This window comes from Haloferula sp. (assembly GCF_049672945.1).
Lineage (GTDB): Bacteria > Verrucomicrobiota > Verrucomicrobiia > Verrucomicrobiales > Akkermansiaceae > Haloferula.
The window spans coordinates 1-17,282 of the sequence record NZ_JBATWY010000255.1; the positions used below are offsets into that span (position 1 = coordinate 1).

A 17,282-nucleotide genomic window follows, 5' to 3' on the forward strand; every position below is an offset into this window, starting at 1 on the left:
AGGACGGATCGAGGGACTAAACAACCAGGTGGCGAGAGTAGTTCACCGGGCCTGCGGAGTCCGCGACCTCGACTACCTCTTCCTCCGGTTGAGACAACAAACCGTCATGCGTTAGTGTCGAAGAACCGAAAGAATATCGTCCAGTTCAGTGTCCGCTATGACGCACGTCATGAGATGGGCGACTGGATTTCTCCGGACTTCCCCGATGCGGACTGGAACGCCGCGATCGAGAAAGGCACTCCCCCGGCGGCTCCTTGGTACAAGCTGGTAAAGAACTACGTGCCTGCCTTGATCAACCACGGGCTGAAAGACTACGAGAACTATCCGGCATCGAAATTTCCCTTTGTCAGCAAAGGGGAGGCCATCATCTGTGAATTACCGTTCAATAAACAGATTACCCCCTACCTAGAGGTGGAGGCCGACGCCGGTCTTGAAATCAAGATCACGACGGACAACCGCCTCAATCAGATCAACGCTTACTACACGACCAAACAAGGAAAGCAGTCCTTCGAGAGCTTCTCCTGGATGAATGGCCACACGGTGAATTACGAAATCCCGGCTGGGGTCAAGGTGCTGGGACTGAAGTATCGCTGGATGAGCGTTGGCGACATTGCGGCTGGTTCGTTTGAATGCAGCGATCCCTTCTACGAGCGTCTCTGGTGGATGGGCCGGAACACGCTCTTCGTTTGTGCTCGCGATAACTTCATGGATTGCCCCGACCGCGAGCGTGCTTGTTGGATTGGCGACGTGGCGGACCAGGCCAGCTACCTGTTTTACTGCATGGACGATGCCGGGCGGCAATTGCTGAAAAAGGCGATTCGAATCACCATGGCCTACAGCCACGAAGGAGTCTACGGCGCCCTCGGCCCGCTGCGTCTGCGGGAACTTCCCACCCAGAGCCTGCAGTTTGTTGATCAGTGCATTTGGCAGTACTATCTGAACACTGGTGATAAGGAAACCCTTCGCTATGCCTACCCGTTTGTACGTGATTATCTGAATCTTTGGAAGATGGGTGCTGATGGCTTACCCAAAAGAGCGAAACGCTCCATGGACTCCTGGAACTGGAGCGATTGGGGTCAAAAAGGAACCGTGGATGACAAGGTGATTCTTGATTCGCTCTATTTCATGGCGCTGAACAGCGCAAAGAAGATGGCTCGGGAGCTGGGTAGAAAGCAGGATCTTTCCTGGTATGACAAACGTATCGAGACCCTGAAAAAGGGCTTCAACAAGAAATACTGGACCGGGGAATACTACAGCAGCAATGCCAGCAAGTTTCAGGACGACCGCGCCAATGCGCTGGCCATTCTCAGCGGCGTCGCCGGACAAGACAAGTATGATGCCATCGTTGAAAACGTACTGATTCCGAACCAATTCTGCAGTCCGCATTTCGAGTGGATGGTGGAAGATGCGATGTGTTATGCCGGGCGTTATGACGCGGCACTCAAGCGGATGAAGGAACGCTACCAAAGCCAGGTGGACCGCAAGGGCTTGAGCACCCTCTATGAAATGTTTCCCAAAGGAGGATCCTATAATCACGCCTGGAATGCGCCGAATACGATCCTCGCCAAGCACATTGTCGGCATCGCCCCAACCAAGGTCGGTTGGAGCGAGTATCAGATTTTGCCAAACTTGGAGCACTTCACCACGCTGAAACAGGTGGTCCCCAGCGTGAAGGGCGACATCACCGTCGATATCGATAGGCACGAAAAGTCCTATGATCTCGAATTAGTCAGCCCGGAAGGCACGGTCGCGATCGCGGGTGTTCCAAAATCGATCGGACAAGTTGTTGAGATCACGGCCAATGGCAAGACGATCTGGAGCAGGGGCGGCTTCGCGGATAGCGGCCAAGGCATCACCACCGCTGGTGAAGACGAAACCCACCTCAAGTTCCGAGTCCCGCCAGGCACCTGGAAACTCTCCGCGACCGCAGAGTAATCCCAGCACGCAATTCACATGAAACTCATGGCTCGTGACTTTCTCCCCCTCGTGGGACTCATCTCTTCCCTCATAGCCGGACTCGCTGCTGCCGGGAATATCGCAGTCGATGATCTCAAGGCGGAACATCTCATCAATCCGATCCAGCTCGACACCCCGAAACCGCGCCTGAGCTGGAAGCTCAAGCCGGAGGATCCCAACGCTCGCAACATTTCCCAAACGGCCTATCAGGTGCGGGTCGCCAGCAGCCCGGAACGCTTGGCTGAAGACAAAAGCAGCCTCTGGGACAGCGGTCGTGTGGAATCCTCGCAATCGATTCTCATTCCCTACGGCGGTTCCCCGCTCAAAAGCGGCCAACGCTGTTTCTGGAAAGTCCGCGTCTGGGATCAGGACAAGCAGCCAAGCGATTGGTCCGAAACCGCATCGTGGGAAATGGCTCTGCTGGAGGCTGATGACTGGGCGGGGTCCCAGTGGATCGGCCAGGGAGGCGACAGTCGGAAGTCCGAGCATTCGGCACGCGAGCAATCGAAGAACAAGGAGAAGTTCGACTCCCATCCTTCACCGCTCCTGCGAAAGGAAGTCGACCTCAACAAGGAGATCCGGTCCGCAAGAGCCTACGTCAGTGGCATCGGCTACTTCGAACTCTACATCAACGGCGACAAGGTCGGCGAAAGCCTTCTCGATCCGGGCCAGACCAACTACGAGAAGCACACGCTCTACGTCACCCACGACATCACGAAGCATCTCCGCGCCGGTACGAACGCGCTAGGCTTCTGGTTAGGTAACGGCTTCTACGGCCAGAACCTCGCCTTCGATTCCGCGTTCGGATATGGCAAGCCCTCGGTCCGCGCCAAGTTCGTGATCGACTACAAGGATGGTAGCCAGGCCGAGTTCGCCACCACCACCGATTGGCGGACCGCCCAAAGCCCGATCATCTTCGACAATATCTACTGGGGAGAAACCTATGATGCCCGGCTTGAAATGCCTAACTGGTCGAAGCCCGGATTCGATGACTCGAAATGGCAGGCCGCCGTCGAACAAGCAGCTCCTTGCCCCGACGACAAACTCCGCTCGCAGTTGATCCCGCCGATTGAGGTGATGCAACGTCTCGATCCGGTCAATGTGATCCCCACCGGCGACGACAAATACATCGTCGACTTCGGCAAGAACATCGCGGGATCGGTCCGGATCACCGTCGATCAGCAGGCGGGAGACCTCATCAGGATCGTCCCGGCAGAAGTGCTCAACAGGGACGGAAAGAGCCTGAATATGAGAACCATGGGAGGTGCACCGGGAAGCGATCACGAACTTTGGTATATCTGCAAAGGAGGCGGACCGGAATCCTGGTCGCCCCGTTTTACCTACACCGGTTTCCAATTTGTCGAGATCAGCGGACTGAGAACGCCACCGACCAAGGAGACGATCCAGGCCCACATGGTCCACAGTTCAATCCGGCGCACCGGTGATTTCTCCTGCTCGGACGAGATGCTAAACAAGCAGTATCAAGCCAGCCTGCTCACCCTGGAAGACAACTGGCACTCAATCCCCGAGGACTGCCCGCACCGGGAAAAATGCGGCTGGCTGGGCGATGCGCACGCCGCCGCAGACATCAGCTTCTACAGCTACGACATGAGCCGTTTTTTCACCAAGTTCATGTGGGATATTAAGGACAGCCTCACCAAGGACGCAAAGGTCCGCAAGGTGTTGAAAAAGGGGCCAGGCGTGCCACCCATGGTCTCCCCGGGGAAGCGCGCCAACCGCGCCGCCAACATCGACTGGGCCGTCGCCTACGTGATCCTGCCATGGCGCATGTACCTGCACACCGGCGACGTTGATGTCTTCAAAGAGCACTATCCGCACATCAAGGATTTCATCACCTACTACGGGAGCTTCAAAGACAAACGCGGCATCATCGCCGATGGCCTGGGCGACTGGTGCCCGCCGCGTTGGGATCGAAAAGCCGCGCCGGAATTCATGGAATGCCACCCGCATGTTTCCGGCACCGCCTTCTACTACGAGGCACTCCAGATCACCGGCAAGATGGCGCGCGAAATGGGTGACACGAAATACGCGAACTGGTGCTTCAAGGAAGCCGAAGAGATCAACCGCGCTTTCCACAAAACCTGGCTCAAACCCATCGAAGGCTCATCCAAGAAATTCTACGGCAGCCAAACGGCGACAGTCATGGCGCTTCGCTTCGGCATGACACCGGATGCGCAAGTGGCCGATCGCATGGATGCCCTTCTCCATGACATTCACGAGCGTCACGACGGCCACCATTCCTGCGGCATCCATGGCCTAAGGCATTTCTACACCGTGCTCGCCGAGAACGATCAGGAGGCTCTCGCCTATCAGATGCTCACCGACACCACCTTTCCCGGACCCGGCTTCATCCTCAGCCAAGGTCTTTCGACCTGGCCGGAGCGACAATTCGACTGGTCCAAGCAGGAGTTCAGGAACTCATTGAACCACCCGATGCAAGGAGGCTTCACCGCCTTCATGCACGAATCGATCGGAGGCATCCAGCCAGGTTTCGACCAACCCGGCTACAAGCACTTCACAATCAAGCCGCACCTTACCTCGGAATTGAAATGGGCGAAGACCTGCATGCAATCGCCATACGGTCAGATCCGCAGCGATTGGAAGAGCAGCCCGGAAAAATTCGAGTGGAGCGTCGAAGTGCCCCCTAACTCCACCGCGACTCTCTATTTCCCCTTCAAGCAAGGCGACCAACTCCGCGAGGGGAAAACGAGTATCACAGAGAAAGTTCGCCTGATTGAGGAAGGCAAGCAGAGCTGGTTGGAACATGAAGTCGGCTCCGGAAGCTACGACTTTACGGTCGACAGGGGCTAAGCTATTCGAGTTCCAAACGTTTGCCGAAAGGTAGAGACTCTTACGCCCTGTCTCCATCGCTGGGATGTTGGTTCTCCGGGGAATTCCGCTTAAATACTATAGTTCAAGTAGGTCCTCAGGCCGGGGCCGGGATTTCGTCGAGAATCATGCTGACGATGCCATGCGCGTCGGTGCCGGAGAGGCGGGCCTCTGGTTCGATGACGAGGCGATGGGCGATGACGTCGGATGCGATCTGCTGGATGGTTTCCGGAATGACGAAGTCGCGCCCTTCGAAGAGCGAGAGAGCTTGGGAGACTTTCATCAGGGCGAGCGATGCACGCGGGCTTGCGGCGAGCTGAACTTCTTCGCGAGTGCGGGTGGCTGCGACAATTTCGACGATATAAGTTCGGAGTTCGTCGCTGATGTGGACCTGGCGGACGGCTTCCAGAAGTCCGATGACATCCGTCCGGGAGACGGCGGGTTCAAGTTGATCAACGGGGTGGCTTGTCACTTGATCGGAAAGGATCGAACACTCCTCCTCGATGCTGACATAACCCAGACGGGAGCGGGTCATGAAGCGGTCCATCTGCGCTTCGGGCAAAGGATAAGTGCCACGGAATTCGACGGGATTCTGGGTGGCGATGACGAAGAACAGGCCGTCGAGATCGTGGCGTTCGCCATCGATGGTGGCCTGGCGTTCGGCCATCGCTTCGAGAAGGGCGGACTGGGTGCGAGGGGAGGCGCGGTTGATTTCATCGGCCAGCAGGATGTCGGTAAAAACGGGGCCGGGTCGGAAGTTGAATTGCTGCGTGCGGGGGTCGAGCACTGAGATTCCGAGAATATCGCTGGGAAGGAGGTCGGGAGTGAACTGGACGCGTTTGAAAGTGGAGCCGGAGACGGAGCGGGCGATGGCTTTGGCGAGCGTTGTCTTTCCCGTTCCGGGGACATCCTCGATCAGGGCGTGACCACCGGCGGCAAAACAGGCGAGGATTCGTCGAACGGCTTCGTCCTGACCGCGGACGACCCGATGGACCGACTCTTCGAGTAGGGCGGCGGTTTCAGCTGGGGTGGGCATTGATGAGGGTTTCGGGGTGAGCGTCGCGAGAGGAGTGAGATCGGACTACTGCTTTTCGGCAAGTTTGTTGTGGGTATTCTGGATTTCCCTGAGCTCGGCGACGGCAGCATCCGGCAGGCGATCACCGAGGCGACTCCAGACGGAGGAGTTCAGGAACTCGCGTGAGCGGGTGTCGGCATGGAACAGCACGGACTCGGCGAAAACCCTTGCACCTGAGGGGGTTGTGACGATCGGATAGAGCATGTAGTAGGGCTCCTCATCGCGTTGATCGGAAATCGCCTGGGTGCTGACGGCAGCCCAGCGGCCGTGGCGGTGAATTTTGAGGATCTCGGTTTCGTGAGCCGCTTGCAGTTCGTGGCCGATGGTTCGGAAGAGTTTCTGCAGGCCTCGGACATCGTCGAAGGTGGCGACGGACTTGAGGATGTGGCGTGGGTTTCGTGAGCGGATGGCATCGAGCCACGCTTGAGCGGCGGCCAGCGCATCCTCTTCGCTTGGGGCGGAGTCCGCGGGTATCCCACCGAGGATGGCGGTGAGATTCATGCGTCTCATCCATTCGTCTTCGTCGAGTTTGCTGGCTTCATCGGCCCATTCGCGGAGGGTTTCCCGGGCTTCATTGGAGGTCTCGGGCTCCTCGCTTGGGATGCTCCAGTTTCCATCTTTTTCCTGGAGGAAGATCGGCTTGATCAGTCCTTTGCTGATCTGGGGGTTACGCGCGTCGAAAAGCGAAACAAGGGCGCATGCCTGATCGTCTTGCTTTCGGACTTCGAGCAGCAGTGGCGCTTGGCTGTCGCGACCACGATAGAATCTCCAGAGCTTCGCGGCTTTCTCAAGAACAGCTTGGGCTTCGCCTGACTCAGGGAGACTGATGTAGGGAAGCAGGGCTTCGAAACGGGGTCCCGAAAATGCCGTCTGAAATGACTCCATCAGATCGTCGGGACTGGAAAAGGAAAGGGGCTGCTGCCGGGCGAGAAGCTTTGCAGGGAATTTTTCAATCAATTCCTGATCTGTCGGATCGGCTTTGCCGGGGAGTTTCCCTTCAAGGAGCCACGAGGGAAGTCGAAGTCGCCAATGATCGCCGGAAACCTTATCAAGGGGGAAATGGAAGACTTTGGTGGCGATGTTGACGGGGCTGTTTTCCAGAGGGGAAAACTCGCCCACGCTGACGAAGGCACCGTCTCCAAACGTGTCGGTTTCAATGATGGCGCGGGCGCCGGAATGGTTGGTGATTCTTTGCCATGCTTGGTTGGTGTCGGCGGATTCTCCCATGCAGCTCGAGACGAATCGGAGGGTTTCGTCCCAGTCTTCGGGCAGGGGTTCCTCCAAGCCGCCGAGATAGACGAGTGCAGCGGGCAAATCTCGAGCGCGGCAGGCTTCGATGAAGCCCTCGACCAGGTCTTCTTTCGAGAGCTGCCGTAGCTCGTCAAGGCTGCCGGCTTTTCGAATGTCGGCCAAGAGTTCGGCCTGAACATCCTGGCGGAGGCGGGTGAGTTGCCGCGTTCGTTCGCTCAACATCCAGCTCTCGAGGTCCCTGGCGTCTTGGGCGATCCCGGGAAGGTAACTGATGCCGGTATTCTCGAAGGAGGCCCGCATCGGCGCGGGGAGCCAGCGGTCGTCGCGCTTGAGCATGGCAATGGCGAGCACCTGGACCTGTCCGGGGTCGTAGTCGATGATGCGCGAAACCAGGACGCCCGCGAGATTCCCTTCGATCCGTTCTTCGAGGACCCGGAGCTCGCCCTGTTCGACGATCGAGGAAAGCTGCTTGATCTGATTGCGGATGATCGATTGCTTTTCCTTGGTGGTGCCCGAAGCCATCGCGGTGTCCTTTGCCAGATCGATGCGGTAGCGGGCGACGACGTTGAGGTGGGCCAGAGCTGCAGCCGAGGATTCCGACTCGCCGTGGGCGAGGGGAATCAGCATCAGAAGGCAGAGGGCAAGCGGTCTCACAAGGACTGATGAAAGCGGTCTTTCGCGGTGAGCGAAAGGACGAAGCCCGTGAGCAGGCGGATGGTGTTCTCGATGTCATCGAGATGGGCGGTTTCCACGACGGAGTGCATGCAGCGAAGCGGGAGGGAGACCAGCGCGCTGGGGATGCCCTCGCGCTGGGTGTAAATCTTGTCGGTATCGGTGCCGGTGAAGCGGCTGCTGGCTTCGTGTTGGATCGGGATTCCGGCCTTCTTGGCGATTTCGGCGAGGCGTTCGACGATTAGTGGGTGGTTGGCGGTGCCGTGGGTGAGGGTCGGGCCGCCGCCGAGGCTGACCGCTCCGTGCTGGGCGGCATTGAGGCCTGGGGTGTCAGTGGCGTGGGTGACGTCGAGGCAGATGCAGGCGTCGGGAAAGATGCGATAGGACGCCATCATGGCTCCGTGGCCTCCGATTTCCTCCTGAATGGCGTTGAGACAGACGAGGGAACGTTCGGCCTTTTTTTTCTCCTTGGCGACGCGTCGCATGACTTGCGCGATGATGTAGGAGCCGATCCGGTTATCGAGGGCGCGTGAGACGATGCGCTTGTTGGCGAGTTCGGTCGGGGCATCTGAGTAGACGGCAAAGTGACCGACGCGCAGGCCGAGCTTGGCGACTTCGCTGGCGGACGATGCGCCGACATCGACCCAGAGTTCGTGGACTTTTGGGGTCTTTTCGTCGCTGAGGTTTTCTCGCAGGTGGATGGCGGTATTGCCGATGATGCCGGGGACCTCGCCCTCGTCGCCGAGGATGCGGATGCGGCGGCCACGGGCGGTGGCGTGGTCGGAGCCACCGACGCGGTCGAGCCTGAGGAAACCCTTGTCATCGATGTGTTTGATCATCCAACCGATCTCATCGGCATGGGCGGCAAGCATCACGCTCTTCTCAGATTTACCCGGGAGGGTCGCCCAGGTGGAACCGTAGGAATCGCATTCGACCGATTTGGCGCTTGATTTGAGGTAGTCGGCCCAGACCCGCTGTCCGGGCATTTCCCGGCCGGTGGGGCTTGGGGTTTCGAGTAGTCGATAGAGGAATTGGCGCTCGTCCTTGGTCATGGGGTTTGAACTTAGACAGCGGATGGGCGACGTCGAATGCTGAAATCACCAATTCATGATTGTCAGGGGTGGGTGCCTCCGATGAGGCTGCGCGCATGGAGTCGCATGAGTGGCGGGAACGGACGGAGGAGGGGCTGCGTTTTTGGCGGGCGAATCGTCATGCCGGGCGTTGGACCTTTCACACGACTCTCAAAACGGATCCTGATTGGGAGCCGATCGACCCGGTGCCACGGGAAATGTGGGAGACCTTGAGGGACGTGCTGTGGAGGAAATACCAACGGAAGCGCTGTCCGTGGGAATTGATTGCCGCGATCGACAAGTTGTTGGAGGACGAATACTGAGGGATGAGAGAAGAGAAACCCACTTTAACTTCAATCTTGGCAGTCCTGCGGGCAGTCCCTAGAATTCAGCCTGTGGCGCGATGGTTGCAGAGCGACGTTCTGAAGATTTTCCTCTACGTTGCGGGTTCGCTGACGCTCGCAGCGTGGATTTCGCCATGGCTCTACAATGTGGGAATGGGTCTGGCTGAGGTGACGGAGGGGAAGGAGACCAATGGTGTCATCGCCTGGTTGGGCGAGCATGCGCGGAGGTCGAAGGATAATTTCCCACGCTTCTTTGACCGCTCCTTTCTGTTGGCGTCAGTCGTGCTGCTCTTTCCCCTGCTATCCTGGTTGAAAATGGGGCGGGGGAGCGGGAGCTATCGGGACACTCCGTGGTCGCTGCGGCTACCGGATTCGGTGGTGGCTATGAATCGTGGTCAAGCCCTGCGCCGAAATCCGTCCGGCCTGTCTCAAGCGCTGATTGGGTTTTTTGTCGCCGCAGGACTGCTGCTTGTCGCTGGCTGGTTGATGCTGCAGGCGGGGATCTTCATGTGGCGTGACGCTGCGGTATCGACGGGAGGGGTTCCCAATCCCTTGTTGATGGAGATTGATTGGGGAAAAGCCTTCAGAAAGGCGCTACCGACGGCACTGGTGGTGGCGACCCTCGAGGAGGTTTTATTTCGCGGGGTGTTGCTCGGGATTTTCCTTCGGGCGATGAGGCCGGCGCCAGCGATAGCGACGCTTTCTTTCCTGTTCGCCTTCGTGCACTTCCTCGAGCCACCGGTGGGTGTGCGCGTTCCTGATCCGGAGGCGGCCGATGCCGGCTTCGTCCTGCTCGGTCAGATTTTCAGTCGCTTTGCTGATCCGTTTTCGATGTTGGGCCGCTTTCTGGTTCTGGCTTCGGTCGGAGTGGTGCTGGCGATCGCCCGCTGGAGGACGGCTTCGCTGTGGTTGCCGATAGGGCTGCATGCCGGGTGGGTGTTCTCTCATGTGATTTTCAAGTCGGCGACCTGGCCGGTTGCGGGCTTGCCCGAGCTGGTGCGCTGGTTTGTTGGGGCCAGCTTGTTGGAAGGGCTTTTGCCGCTGACGATCATGGTTATTACGGGAATCGTAGTAGCAATGCTGACCAGGGTACCTGATGAAGGCGAGAAGGTTTGAATCAAGCGGCCTCCGCCATTTCGGAAGCCGGCTGCTTGACCTGGTTTACCCCGGTGTCTGCCATTTGTGTGGTGATGCCGTCGAGTCGGGAGGCTCCTTGTGCTCGCCTTGCTCCGAGGGTCTTCCCGGATTGGAGCGACCTTTCTGCGAAACCTGCGGGGAAAAATTCAGTGGTGCGATCGATGCCGGTTTCAACTGTCCGAATTGCAGTGACCAGAGCTTCGCCTTTGAGTTTGCGCGTCCTGCGCTGGTGAGGTCTCCGGGGATCATGACGATGGTTCACGATCTCAAATATGGGAGGCGTCTTGAGTTGGCTGGAGCTCTGGGCGATCTGGCCGTTGGAGCCTTTGAGGATCCGAGATTGCAGGTGGTCTTGGATGAAGGCTGGCCGCTGGTGCCGGTGCCGCTCCATTGGGCGCGGCGGCGGTGGCGTTATTTCAATCAGGCCCTTGAAATCGCCCTGCCGCTGGGGCGACGCATGGGTCTTCCGGTCGAGGAGTTGCTCAAGCGAACGCGACCGACGGTGACTCAGACGCGCTTGAGCCGGGTCCAGCGACAGAAAAACCTCAGGGGTGCCTTTCAGGTGGTGCGTGGCTTCAAGCCGCCGGCTGGAGTGCTGCTGGTGGACGACGTCTTCACCACCGGCTCAACCGTCCACGAATGTGCCCGGATTCTGAAGAAATCCGGGGTTCAAAAGGTGATTGTCGTGACTGTCATGCGCGGCTAGCCTCGGCTCCAGCGCCACCGGGGAGGGTCGATCGGGAACATCATGGGAATTTTCAAAAAGCCACAGCTTCGCAGGAACAAGCGACGGGACGACGACATGCCAGAGGGGCTGTGGACGAAGTGTCCCGGCTGCGGTTCGATGCTCCATCAGCTTGAGCTCAAGCAGCATCTTCAGACCTGTCACAACTGCAATCATCACTTCCTGATGGGCGGGCGTGAGCGGGTGGATCTGATCGCTGATGAGGGAAGTTTCGAAGAGACCTCTGCGGGACTGACGTCGGCCAATCCCCTGGACTTCGCCAACTATGGCGAGAAGACCGCGATGCTGCGGGAGACCACGGGACTCGATGATGCGGTCATTACCGGAAAGATTACCGTGGGTGGGAAGCCGACGATGATTGCCGTGATGGACTTCAAGTTTTTTGCCGGATCCATGGGGTCCGTGGTCGGGGAAAAAATCACCCGGGCGATCGAGACTGCGATCAAGGAAAAGCGCGGGATGATCATCGTCTCCGCTTCCTCGGGCGCGCGGATGCAGGAAGGCATGCTGTCGCTGATGCAGATGGCAAAAACCTGCGGTGCCCTGGCGCGTCTTGCGGAGGCGAAGTTGCCCTACATTTCGGTGATGACCCATCCGACCACTGGCGGGGTGACGGCGTCCTTTGCGACGATTGGCGACATCAACCTTGCGGAGCCCCAGTGCATGATCGGATTTGCCGGACCGCGTGTCGTGAAGGAGACGACGCACCAGAATCTGCCACCCGGTTTTCAGACTGCGGAGTTCATGCTCGAACATGGATTGGTGGACGCGATCGTGCCACGCGAGAAAATGCGGGCGAAGCTGTCGACCTTGCTCGGCTACATGTTGCCTTGAGGTCCTTCCCCAAAAGGGGTCGTGATCCGGCGAGTCAGGATGATCGGAACGAAGGGTGATGAAGTATCAGGAGGCGATCGATTGGTTGTATTCGACCCAGCTCTTCGGGATCAAGCTGGGCCTCGACGGGCCGCGGCAGCTCCTCAAGGAGTTTCTCGCTTATCCGGCCTATGGGGTGAAGGTGATCCACGTTGCCGGGACCAACGGGAAAGGTAGTACTTGCGCGATCATTGACTCGGTGGCGCGCGCTGGAGGAAATCGTTCGGCGCTTTTTACTTCCCCGCATTTGATCGACTTTCGTGAGCGAATGAAGGTCTCCGGAAAGGAGATCAGCGAGGAAGAATGTGCGGCGCTGCTTTCGGAACTGCGCGGGATCTGCGAAGGGCTCGATCCTCATCCGACCTTCTTCGAGATCACGCTGGCAGTTGCCATGAGGTGGTTCCGGGAGCGGGAAGCGGAGTTGATCGTCTTGGAAACGGGGATGGGCGGGCGGCTCGATGCGACCACGGCGGTGCCGGCTGATGTGTGTGCCATCACGCCTGTTGGACTGGATCATGTCCAATGGCTGGGGGATACCTTGGAGAAGATTGCCTTTGAGAAGGCTGGGATTTTTGTGGAAGGGAAGCCGGCGATTTCTTCACCTCAACGGCCTGAGGTGCGGCGGGTTCTGGAGCGGGAGGCGAACGAGCGACGCTCCCCCCTGAGTTTCATCGATCAGCCGCTGGGTGGCTACGCGATCGGACTGCCGGGAAGCTTTCAAAAGTGGAATGCCGCGCTGGCTCTCGAGTGCCTCCATGCGGCCGGGCTGCCATTGAGTTTCGAAACGGTGCAACACGGCTTGTCATCGGTTCGCTGGCCCGGGCGTTTTGAGATCGTCGGTGAGGGCGATCAGATGATGGTGTTTGACGGCGCGCACAATCCTGACGGGGCGGTGGCTCTGGCTGAGGCGTGGCGGGAGCGATTCGGAGAGCGTCGATGTTCGCTGGTGTTCAGTGCGGTCGCCTCGAAGGATGTCGGAGGGATCGTGGCTGCCCTTGAACCCTTGGCCGACAAGGTGCATGTCTGTCCGGTCGACACGCCGAGGGCCATGGGAATCAAAGAGTTGCTTGAGGTCTTCGAGGGTCCTGCCAGCGAACATGGAAGCGTTGAGGCGGCTTTGGCGGCGGCGGCCAATGACGGGATGCCGATCTTGGTAGCCGGGTCCTTGTTTCTTATCGGCGAAGCGAAGGCGATTCTTGGGGGGGATTCGCGAATCGCCAGCGAGCAGTGATCGGGGGAGCGGTGGTGGCTCCCTTTGGAAACTTCCCCGGTTTTTCCAAGCGGGATGGGGTTGCAGGCCTGAAAAGTGAAGGTAGGATGTGGGCATGAATTTTGAGACACTCTTTCTCGCCCAGCAACAGGGCGGTTTCTATGGGATCGGTATGGGTTACTGGGCCTTGATCATCGGCACCATGGTGATGAGCATGTTGATCAGCGGAACCCTGAAAAGGCGCTTCGCCGAATACTCCGAGATTCCTACCCGGCTGACCGGAGCCCAGGCGGCGGAATTGATGCTGAGGCAAAACGGCATCAACGACGTCCAAGTGATCCACACCGGTGGCCAATTGACCGATCACTACGATCCGACCAAGAAGACCGTCAATCTCAGCGACTCCGTTTATGCGATGAACTCGGTGGCCGCGGTGGCGGTGGCGGCTCATGAGTGTGGCCATGCCTTGCAGCACAAGCAGGCGTATGCCTGGCTGAAGCTCCGCTCAGCCCTGGTGCCTGCCGTTCAGTTCTCGAGCAAGATGCAGAACATTCTGATGATGCTGATGATCTTCGGTCTTTTCGCTTTTGGTAGTGGGGGCACGATCTTCATCTGGGTCTTTCTTGGAACGATGATCGTGACGACCCTCTTCACGGTGATCACCTTGCCGGTCGAGTTTGATGCAAGCAACCGGGCGCTCGCCTGGTTGGAGGGCAGTGGGGTGGCCGATCAGATGCAGCACGACAAGGCGAAGAACGCACTCTTCTGGGCAGCGATGACCTATGTGGCCGCAGCAGTGGGAGCGATTGCTCAACTTGCCTACTGGGTTGCCATGTTGCTCGGACGACGTGACTGAGCCGGTGGCTCAGTTGCAGGGGCAGCAGTCACAGCCGTCGCATGGACAGCAGTCGATGCAGCCGGAATCACCCGGGCCGCAGTCGAAGCAGCCATCGCAGCCTGCTTTGCTGCCCTTGCCGCCGCAACTCCCGCAGCTGTTGCAGTGGCAGCAATCGCAAGCGCCGCAGGAATCACAACAAGGACGGTCCCGATCCTTCAGTTCCTTGGGCGTTTTCTTCTTTTTCTTTTCCCGTTCGATTCCAAGAAAGTCCGCGTGGCGGTTGCCGGTGTTGCGACCGATTTCCTCTAGTAGTTCCGAATGGCGGTGGACGCGGAGATCAGCGAGAGCCGAACTGAAATCGGTCCAGGCCTGGGCGATACGAGCGTGGATGACAATTGGTTCGACGACGAAGAAGGGATTGAAGCGCTTCTTCTTGAGATCCGATGAGCGATCGTCCCATGCATCCCGCCAGTAGACCAGCTGGCCGTGGGCGGCTCCGAGCCGGGTCAGTGCTGGCTCGAGCTTGGGGAGACCGAGCAATGGTCCCAAGTGGCCGGTGATGAGACCGAACGAAGTCGCAGTGGGGCCATCGGCGTGAAGCGGCAGATCGGATTCGGTCTGAGACTGGGCCTCGAGCCGATCGATGACCGCAGCGGTAGGAAAGGCCGAGGAGTTGAGGCGCGCGATGGCCCGGTCGGTGGCGGGTGACATCAGTAGGGAGCCGGACTTCGACAGGATTCGTCGCAAGCCGCGTTCGTCCAAGCTGTCATCGCCGAATTTGGTTGCCAGTCCGCAGACCGAGACAGCGGCTGCATGGGTGATTGCCGGGTGGCTGTCGTCGATGGGAAAGGGAGTGGCGAGCGGATTGCAGCAGGTGGCTTTCCTCCACTGCGGTGGCGCAGGGTCGATCGACAAGCCCAGCAGGGCAAGGAAAGTGGCATCGCGGTTGACGAGCAGGCGTGCTGGAGCGGAGTAATCGCGAGCCAGGGTCCGGGCGAGGCCGCAGAAGGTCCCGCGCCATTGAGGCAGGCCTTCACGGGTGCAGCGGGGACAGGGGGAGGCGATGAACCCGAACATGAGCCTGTAAGAGAGCAAAAGGCGGCGGCGAGGGGAATCGAGGAATCGGGAATCTTTGGTCGCGAAGATTTTCTCCGGATGGGTGATTGAATTTGGCGGCGGTCGGGGCTTTCCTCCGCGCCTCACATGGCCGACGGGTTTTCATTTGATTCGCTGAACAAGGCACAACGGGAAGCCGTCGCGACTTTGGACGGTCCGGTGCTGATTCTCGCCGGGGCGGGGACCGGCAAGACCCGCACGGTGACCTGCCGGATTTCGAACATGCTGGAGGTCGGCATCGAGCCCGAGAACATCCTGGCGGTGACTTTCACCAACAAGGCGGCGAGCGAGATGCGCGAGCGCATTGCTGGGATGGTTTCGAAAAAACTGGCCGAGCGGATGACGGTCTGCACCTTCCACTCGCTCTGCGTTCGAATCCTGCGGGGTGGGATTGAGAAGCTTGGCTACAAGAAGAATTTCTCGATCTGCACCCAGAGCGATCAGGTGGGAATCATGAAGCAGTTGATCGTCCGCAAGGGCGGCTCCGATGAGAAGCTGAAGGCCGAGGTGGTGCTGGCTGCGGTATCGAAAGCGAAGAATGCGGGAATCGATGTGGCCGATCTTGAAGACGACTTCATGGCGCAACTGGCCGTCGCCTATCAGAACGAACTCCGTGCCCAGAACGCGGTCGACTTCGATGATCTCCTGCTGCTCGCCGAGCAGTTGCTGCGCGAGCACGAGGAGGTGCGGGATCATTTCCGCCAGGTCTACCGCCGGGTCACCGTGGATGAGTTTCAGGATACCAACGGGCTGCAGATGAAACTGGTCCAGCAGTTGGTGGGACCGCCCTATCACGTCTGCGTGGTGGGCGATGACGATCAGTCGATCTACGGCTGGCGCGGTGCGGAGGTGGCGAACATCCTCGAATTCGAGCGGTTTTTCCCGGATCCGAAAGTCATCCGTCTCGAGGACAACTACCGCTCGACGCACGCGATCCTGCACACGGCCAACGGCCTGATCCGGCGCAATGCCGGACGTCGCGAGAAGATGCTGAGGGCGACCTTGGCGGGCGGCGAGCCGGTGCGGGTGGTCGGGATGCCCGGCGATGAGGAAGAAGCGGAGTTCATTGCGGAGGAAATCCTGTCGATCAAGGCCGTCGAGAAACGTCCTTGGGAGGATTTTGCGATCCTGTTCCGGACGAACATGCAGAGCCGCAAGCTGGAAGAGGCACTGCGGCATTTGAAGATCCCTTACCGCATGGTCGGAGCCCAAAGTTTTTACGACCGTCGAGAGGTCAAGGATGTGATGGCCTACATTGGGGTGATGGATTCGCCCGATGCCGACGTGCCCTTGTTACGGATTCTGAATGCGCCGCCGCGTGGAATCGGGCAGGCGACCACGGTGATGGCGACCGACTTCAGCCGCGAGCGACAGATCAGTGTTTGGGAGGCGCTCTGTTCCCCGGAGTTCACCGATATTCTCGGAACCAAGGCGCGCAACGCGATTCAGCGTTTTGTGGCGGAAGTGGTGACGGCCAAAACGAAGATCGAAGGTCAGGTCGCACCGGCCAATCAGGTGATCCGTGAGTTCCTTGATGAGACGGGCTATCTGCCGTGGCTTGAGCGGGGCTGCAAGGGCGAGCAGGAAAAGCTGAATCGGGGCGAGAGCATTCAGGGCGTGATGAATGATCTGGCGACCGCGGTGAAGCGCGGGAAGAGCATTCGCAAGTTCCTCGATGACAGCGCGCTCGCGTCGGATCGTGAGGATGATGATCTGGAGAAGAAGCAGGGGGCGACCCTGATCACGCTTCACGCCTCGAAGGGGCTGGAGTTTCCGATCGTTTACCTCGTTGGCCTTGAAGAAGGAGTTTTACCGCATCAACGGAGCATTCAGGAAGGGACGAAGGACGAGGAGCGCCGTTTGCTCTACGTCGGAATCACGCGGGCTCAGAAGCGGCTGACGATGACCTACTGCAACGTGAGGATGAAGTGGGGCCAGCAGGTCGGCTGCACGCCGAGCACCTTCATTGCCGAGCTGGATGACGAACATGTACTGCATTCATCGTATGATGACATCATGGGGGCGGAAGTCAGTGACGATGAGCTGGGGGATTTCTTCGGCGACATGGACTCTTTTTTGAAAAGCTGAAAAGCTGAAAAGCTGAGAGGCGAGGGCAGCTACGTGCGCTTGATCTTTCCCGAGGCG

13 protein-coding genes are annotated in these 17,282 nt (G+C 58.9%); 9 read left to right on the top strand and 4 right to left on the bottom strand.

Annotated features, from left to right (window positions below):
* Positions 1–114: 114 nt before the first annotated feature.
* Together WBG04_RS22040 and WBG04_RS22045 are read left to right on the top strand one after the other, a co-directional pair.
* Positions 115–1,935 carry a GH116 family glycosyl hydrolase gene (locus WBG04_RS22040; RefSeq protein ID WP_424317065.1) on the top strand — a complete coding sequence of 607 codons (1,821 nt, stop codon included), beginning with the start codon at positions 115–117 and terminating at the stop codon, positions 1,933–1,935.
* A 27-nt stretch (positions 1,936–1,962) separates the two neighbouring features.
* Positions 1,963–4,788: a family 78 glycoside hydrolase catalytic domain gene (locus tag WBG04_RS22045; RefSeq protein ID WP_424317067.1), complete on the top strand. Its 2,826-nt coding sequence runs from the start codon at positions 1,963–1,965 to the stop codon at positions 4,786–4,788.
* A gap of 115 nt (positions 4,789–4,903) precedes the next feature.
* On the opposite strand, the gene WBG04_RS22050 is transcribed toward WBG04_RS22045, so the two are convergent.
* Genes WBG04_RS22050 through WBG04_RS22060 form a run of 3 tightly spaced genes read right to left on the bottom strand, consistent with a single transcriptional unit; the run spans position 4,904 to position 8,856 of the window.
* Positions 4,904–5,842, bottom strand: coding sequence for an AAA family ATPase (locus WBG04_RS22050; RefSeq protein ID WP_424317069.1), 939 nt, complete (start codon positions 5,840–5,842; stop codon positions 4,904–4,906).
* A 45-nt stretch (positions 5,843–5,887) separates the two neighbouring features.
* Positions 5,888–7,759 carry a hypothetical protein gene (locus WBG04_RS22055; RefSeq protein WP_424317071.1) on the bottom strand — a complete coding sequence of 624 codons (1,872 nt, stop codon included), beginning with the start codon at positions 7,757–7,759 and terminating at the stop codon, positions 5,888–5,890.
* Positions 7,760–7,782: 23 nt separating this feature from the next.
* Positions 7,783–8,856: a M42 family metallopeptidase gene (locus WBG04_RS22060; RefSeq protein ID WP_424317073.1), complete on the bottom strand. Its 1,074-nt coding sequence runs from the start codon at positions 8,854–8,856 to the stop codon at positions 7,783–7,785.
* A 95-nt stretch (positions 8,857–8,951) separates the two neighbouring features.
* Here WBG04_RS22060 and WBG04_RS22065 point away from each other — a divergent pair, with 95 nt between their 5' ends.
* The 6 genes from WBG04_RS22065 to WBG04_RS22090 all read left to right on the top strand — a co-directional run bounded on the left by WBG04_RS22065 (position 8,952) and on the right by WBG04_RS22090 (position 14,039).
* Positions 8,952–9,197, top strand: a complete 246-nt coding sequence (locus WBG04_RS22065; RefSeq protein ID WP_424317075.1) for a hypothetical protein — start codon at positions 8,952–8,954, stop codon at positions 9,195–9,197.
* Positions 9,198–9,269: 72 nt separating this feature from the next.
* Positions 9,270–10,334 carry a lysostaphin resistance A-like protein gene (locus WBG04_RS22070; protein ID WP_424317077.1) on the top strand — a complete coding sequence of 355 codons (1,065 nt, stop codon included), beginning with the start codon at positions 9,270–9,272 and terminating at the stop codon, positions 10,332–10,334.
* Positions 10,315–11,061, top strand: coding sequence for a ComF family protein (locus WBG04_RS22075; RefSeq protein ID WP_424317079.1), 747 nt, complete (start codon positions 10,315–10,317; stop codon positions 11,059–11,061). The genes WBG04_RS22070 and WBG04_RS22075 overlap by 20 nt, the downstream gene beginning before the upstream one ends.
* 42 nt (positions 11,062–11,103) lie before the next feature.
* A complete protein-coding gene (gene accD, locus WBG04_RS22080) occupies positions 11,104–11,934 on the top strand; it encodes an acetyl-CoA carboxylase, carboxyltransferase subunit beta (RefSeq protein ID WP_424317081.1) in 831 nt (276 codons plus the stop codon).
* 58 nt (positions 11,935–11,992) lie between these two features.
* Entirely contained in the window at positions 11,993–13,204 is a 1,212-nt protein-coding gene (locus tag WBG04_RS22085) for a bifunctional folylpolyglutamate synthase/dihydrofolate synthase (RefSeq protein ID WP_424317083.1), read from the top strand.
* A gap of 94 nt (positions 13,205–13,298) precedes the next feature.
* Complete coding sequence (locus WBG04_RS22090) at positions 13,299–14,039, top strand: zinc metallopeptidase (RefSeq protein WP_424317085.1); 741 nt, start codon at positions 13,299–13,301, stop codon at positions 14,037–14,039.
* A 9-nt stretch (positions 14,040–14,048) separates the two neighbouring features.
* On the opposite strand, the gene WBG04_RS22095 is transcribed toward WBG04_RS22090, so the two are convergent.
* Positions 14,049–15,098 (bottom strand): DUF5685 family protein, encoded by a 1,050-nt coding sequence (locus WBG04_RS22095; protein ID WP_424317087.1) that lies wholly within the window; start codon positions 15,096–15,098, stop codon positions 14,049–14,051.
* Between the two features lie 126 nt (positions 15,099–15,224).
* On the opposite strand from WBG04_RS22095, the gene WBG04_RS22100 reads away from it, so the two are divergent.
* Positions 15,225–17,225, top strand: a complete 2,001-nt coding sequence (locus WBG04_RS22100; protein WP_424317089.1) for an ATP-dependent helicase — start codon at positions 15,225–15,227, stop codon at positions 17,223–17,225.
* The last annotated feature ends 57 nt before the right edge of the window (positions 17,226–17,282 follow it).

Excerpts from the sequence above, each read along its gene's own strand:
- WBG04_RS22045 (WP_424317067.1), top strand. The coding sequence starts at position 1,963 with ATGGCTCGTGACTTTCTCCCCCTCGTGGGACTCATCTCTTCCCTCATA.
- WBG04_RS22050 (WP_424317069.1), bottom strand. The coding sequence starts at position 5,842 with ATGCCCACCCCAGCTGAAACCGCCGCCCTACTCGAAGAGTCGGTCCAT.
- WBG04_RS22055 (WP_424317071.1), bottom strand. The coding sequence starts at position 7,759 with ATGCTGATTCCCCTCGCCCACGGCGAGTCGGAATCCTCGGCTGCAGCT.
- WBG04_RS22060 (WP_424317073.1), bottom strand. The coding sequence starts at position 8,856 with ATGACCAAGGACGAGCGCCAATTCCTCTATCGACTACTCGAAACCCCA.
- WBG04_RS22065 (WP_424317075.1), top strand. The coding sequence starts at position 8,952 with ATGGAGTCGCATGAGTGGCGGGAACGGACGGAGGAGGGGCTGCGTTTT.
- WBG04_RS22075 (WP_424317079.1), top strand. The coding sequence starts at position 10,315 with ATGAAGGCGAGAAGGTTTGAATCAAGCGGCCTCCGCCATTTCGGAAGC.
- accD (WP_424317081.1), top strand. The coding sequence starts at position 11,104 with ATGGGAATTTTCAAAAAGCCACAGCTTCGCAGGAACAAGCGACGGGAC.
- WBG04_RS22085 (WP_424317083.1), top strand. The coding sequence starts at position 11,993 with ATGAAGTATCAGGAGGCGATCGATTGGTTGTATTCGACCCAGCTCTTC.
- WBG04_RS22090 (WP_424317085.1), top strand. The coding sequence starts at position 13,299 with ATGAATTTTGAGACACTCTTTCTCGCCCAGCAACAGGGCGGTTTCTAT.
- WBG04_RS22095 (WP_424317087.1), bottom strand. The coding sequence starts at position 15,098 with ATGTTCGGGTTCATCGCCTCCCCCTGTCCCCGCTGCACCCGTGAAGGC.
- WBG04_RS22100 (WP_424317089.1), top strand. The coding sequence starts at position 15,225 with ATGGCCGACGGGTTTTCATTTGATTCGCTGAACAAGGCACAACGGGAA.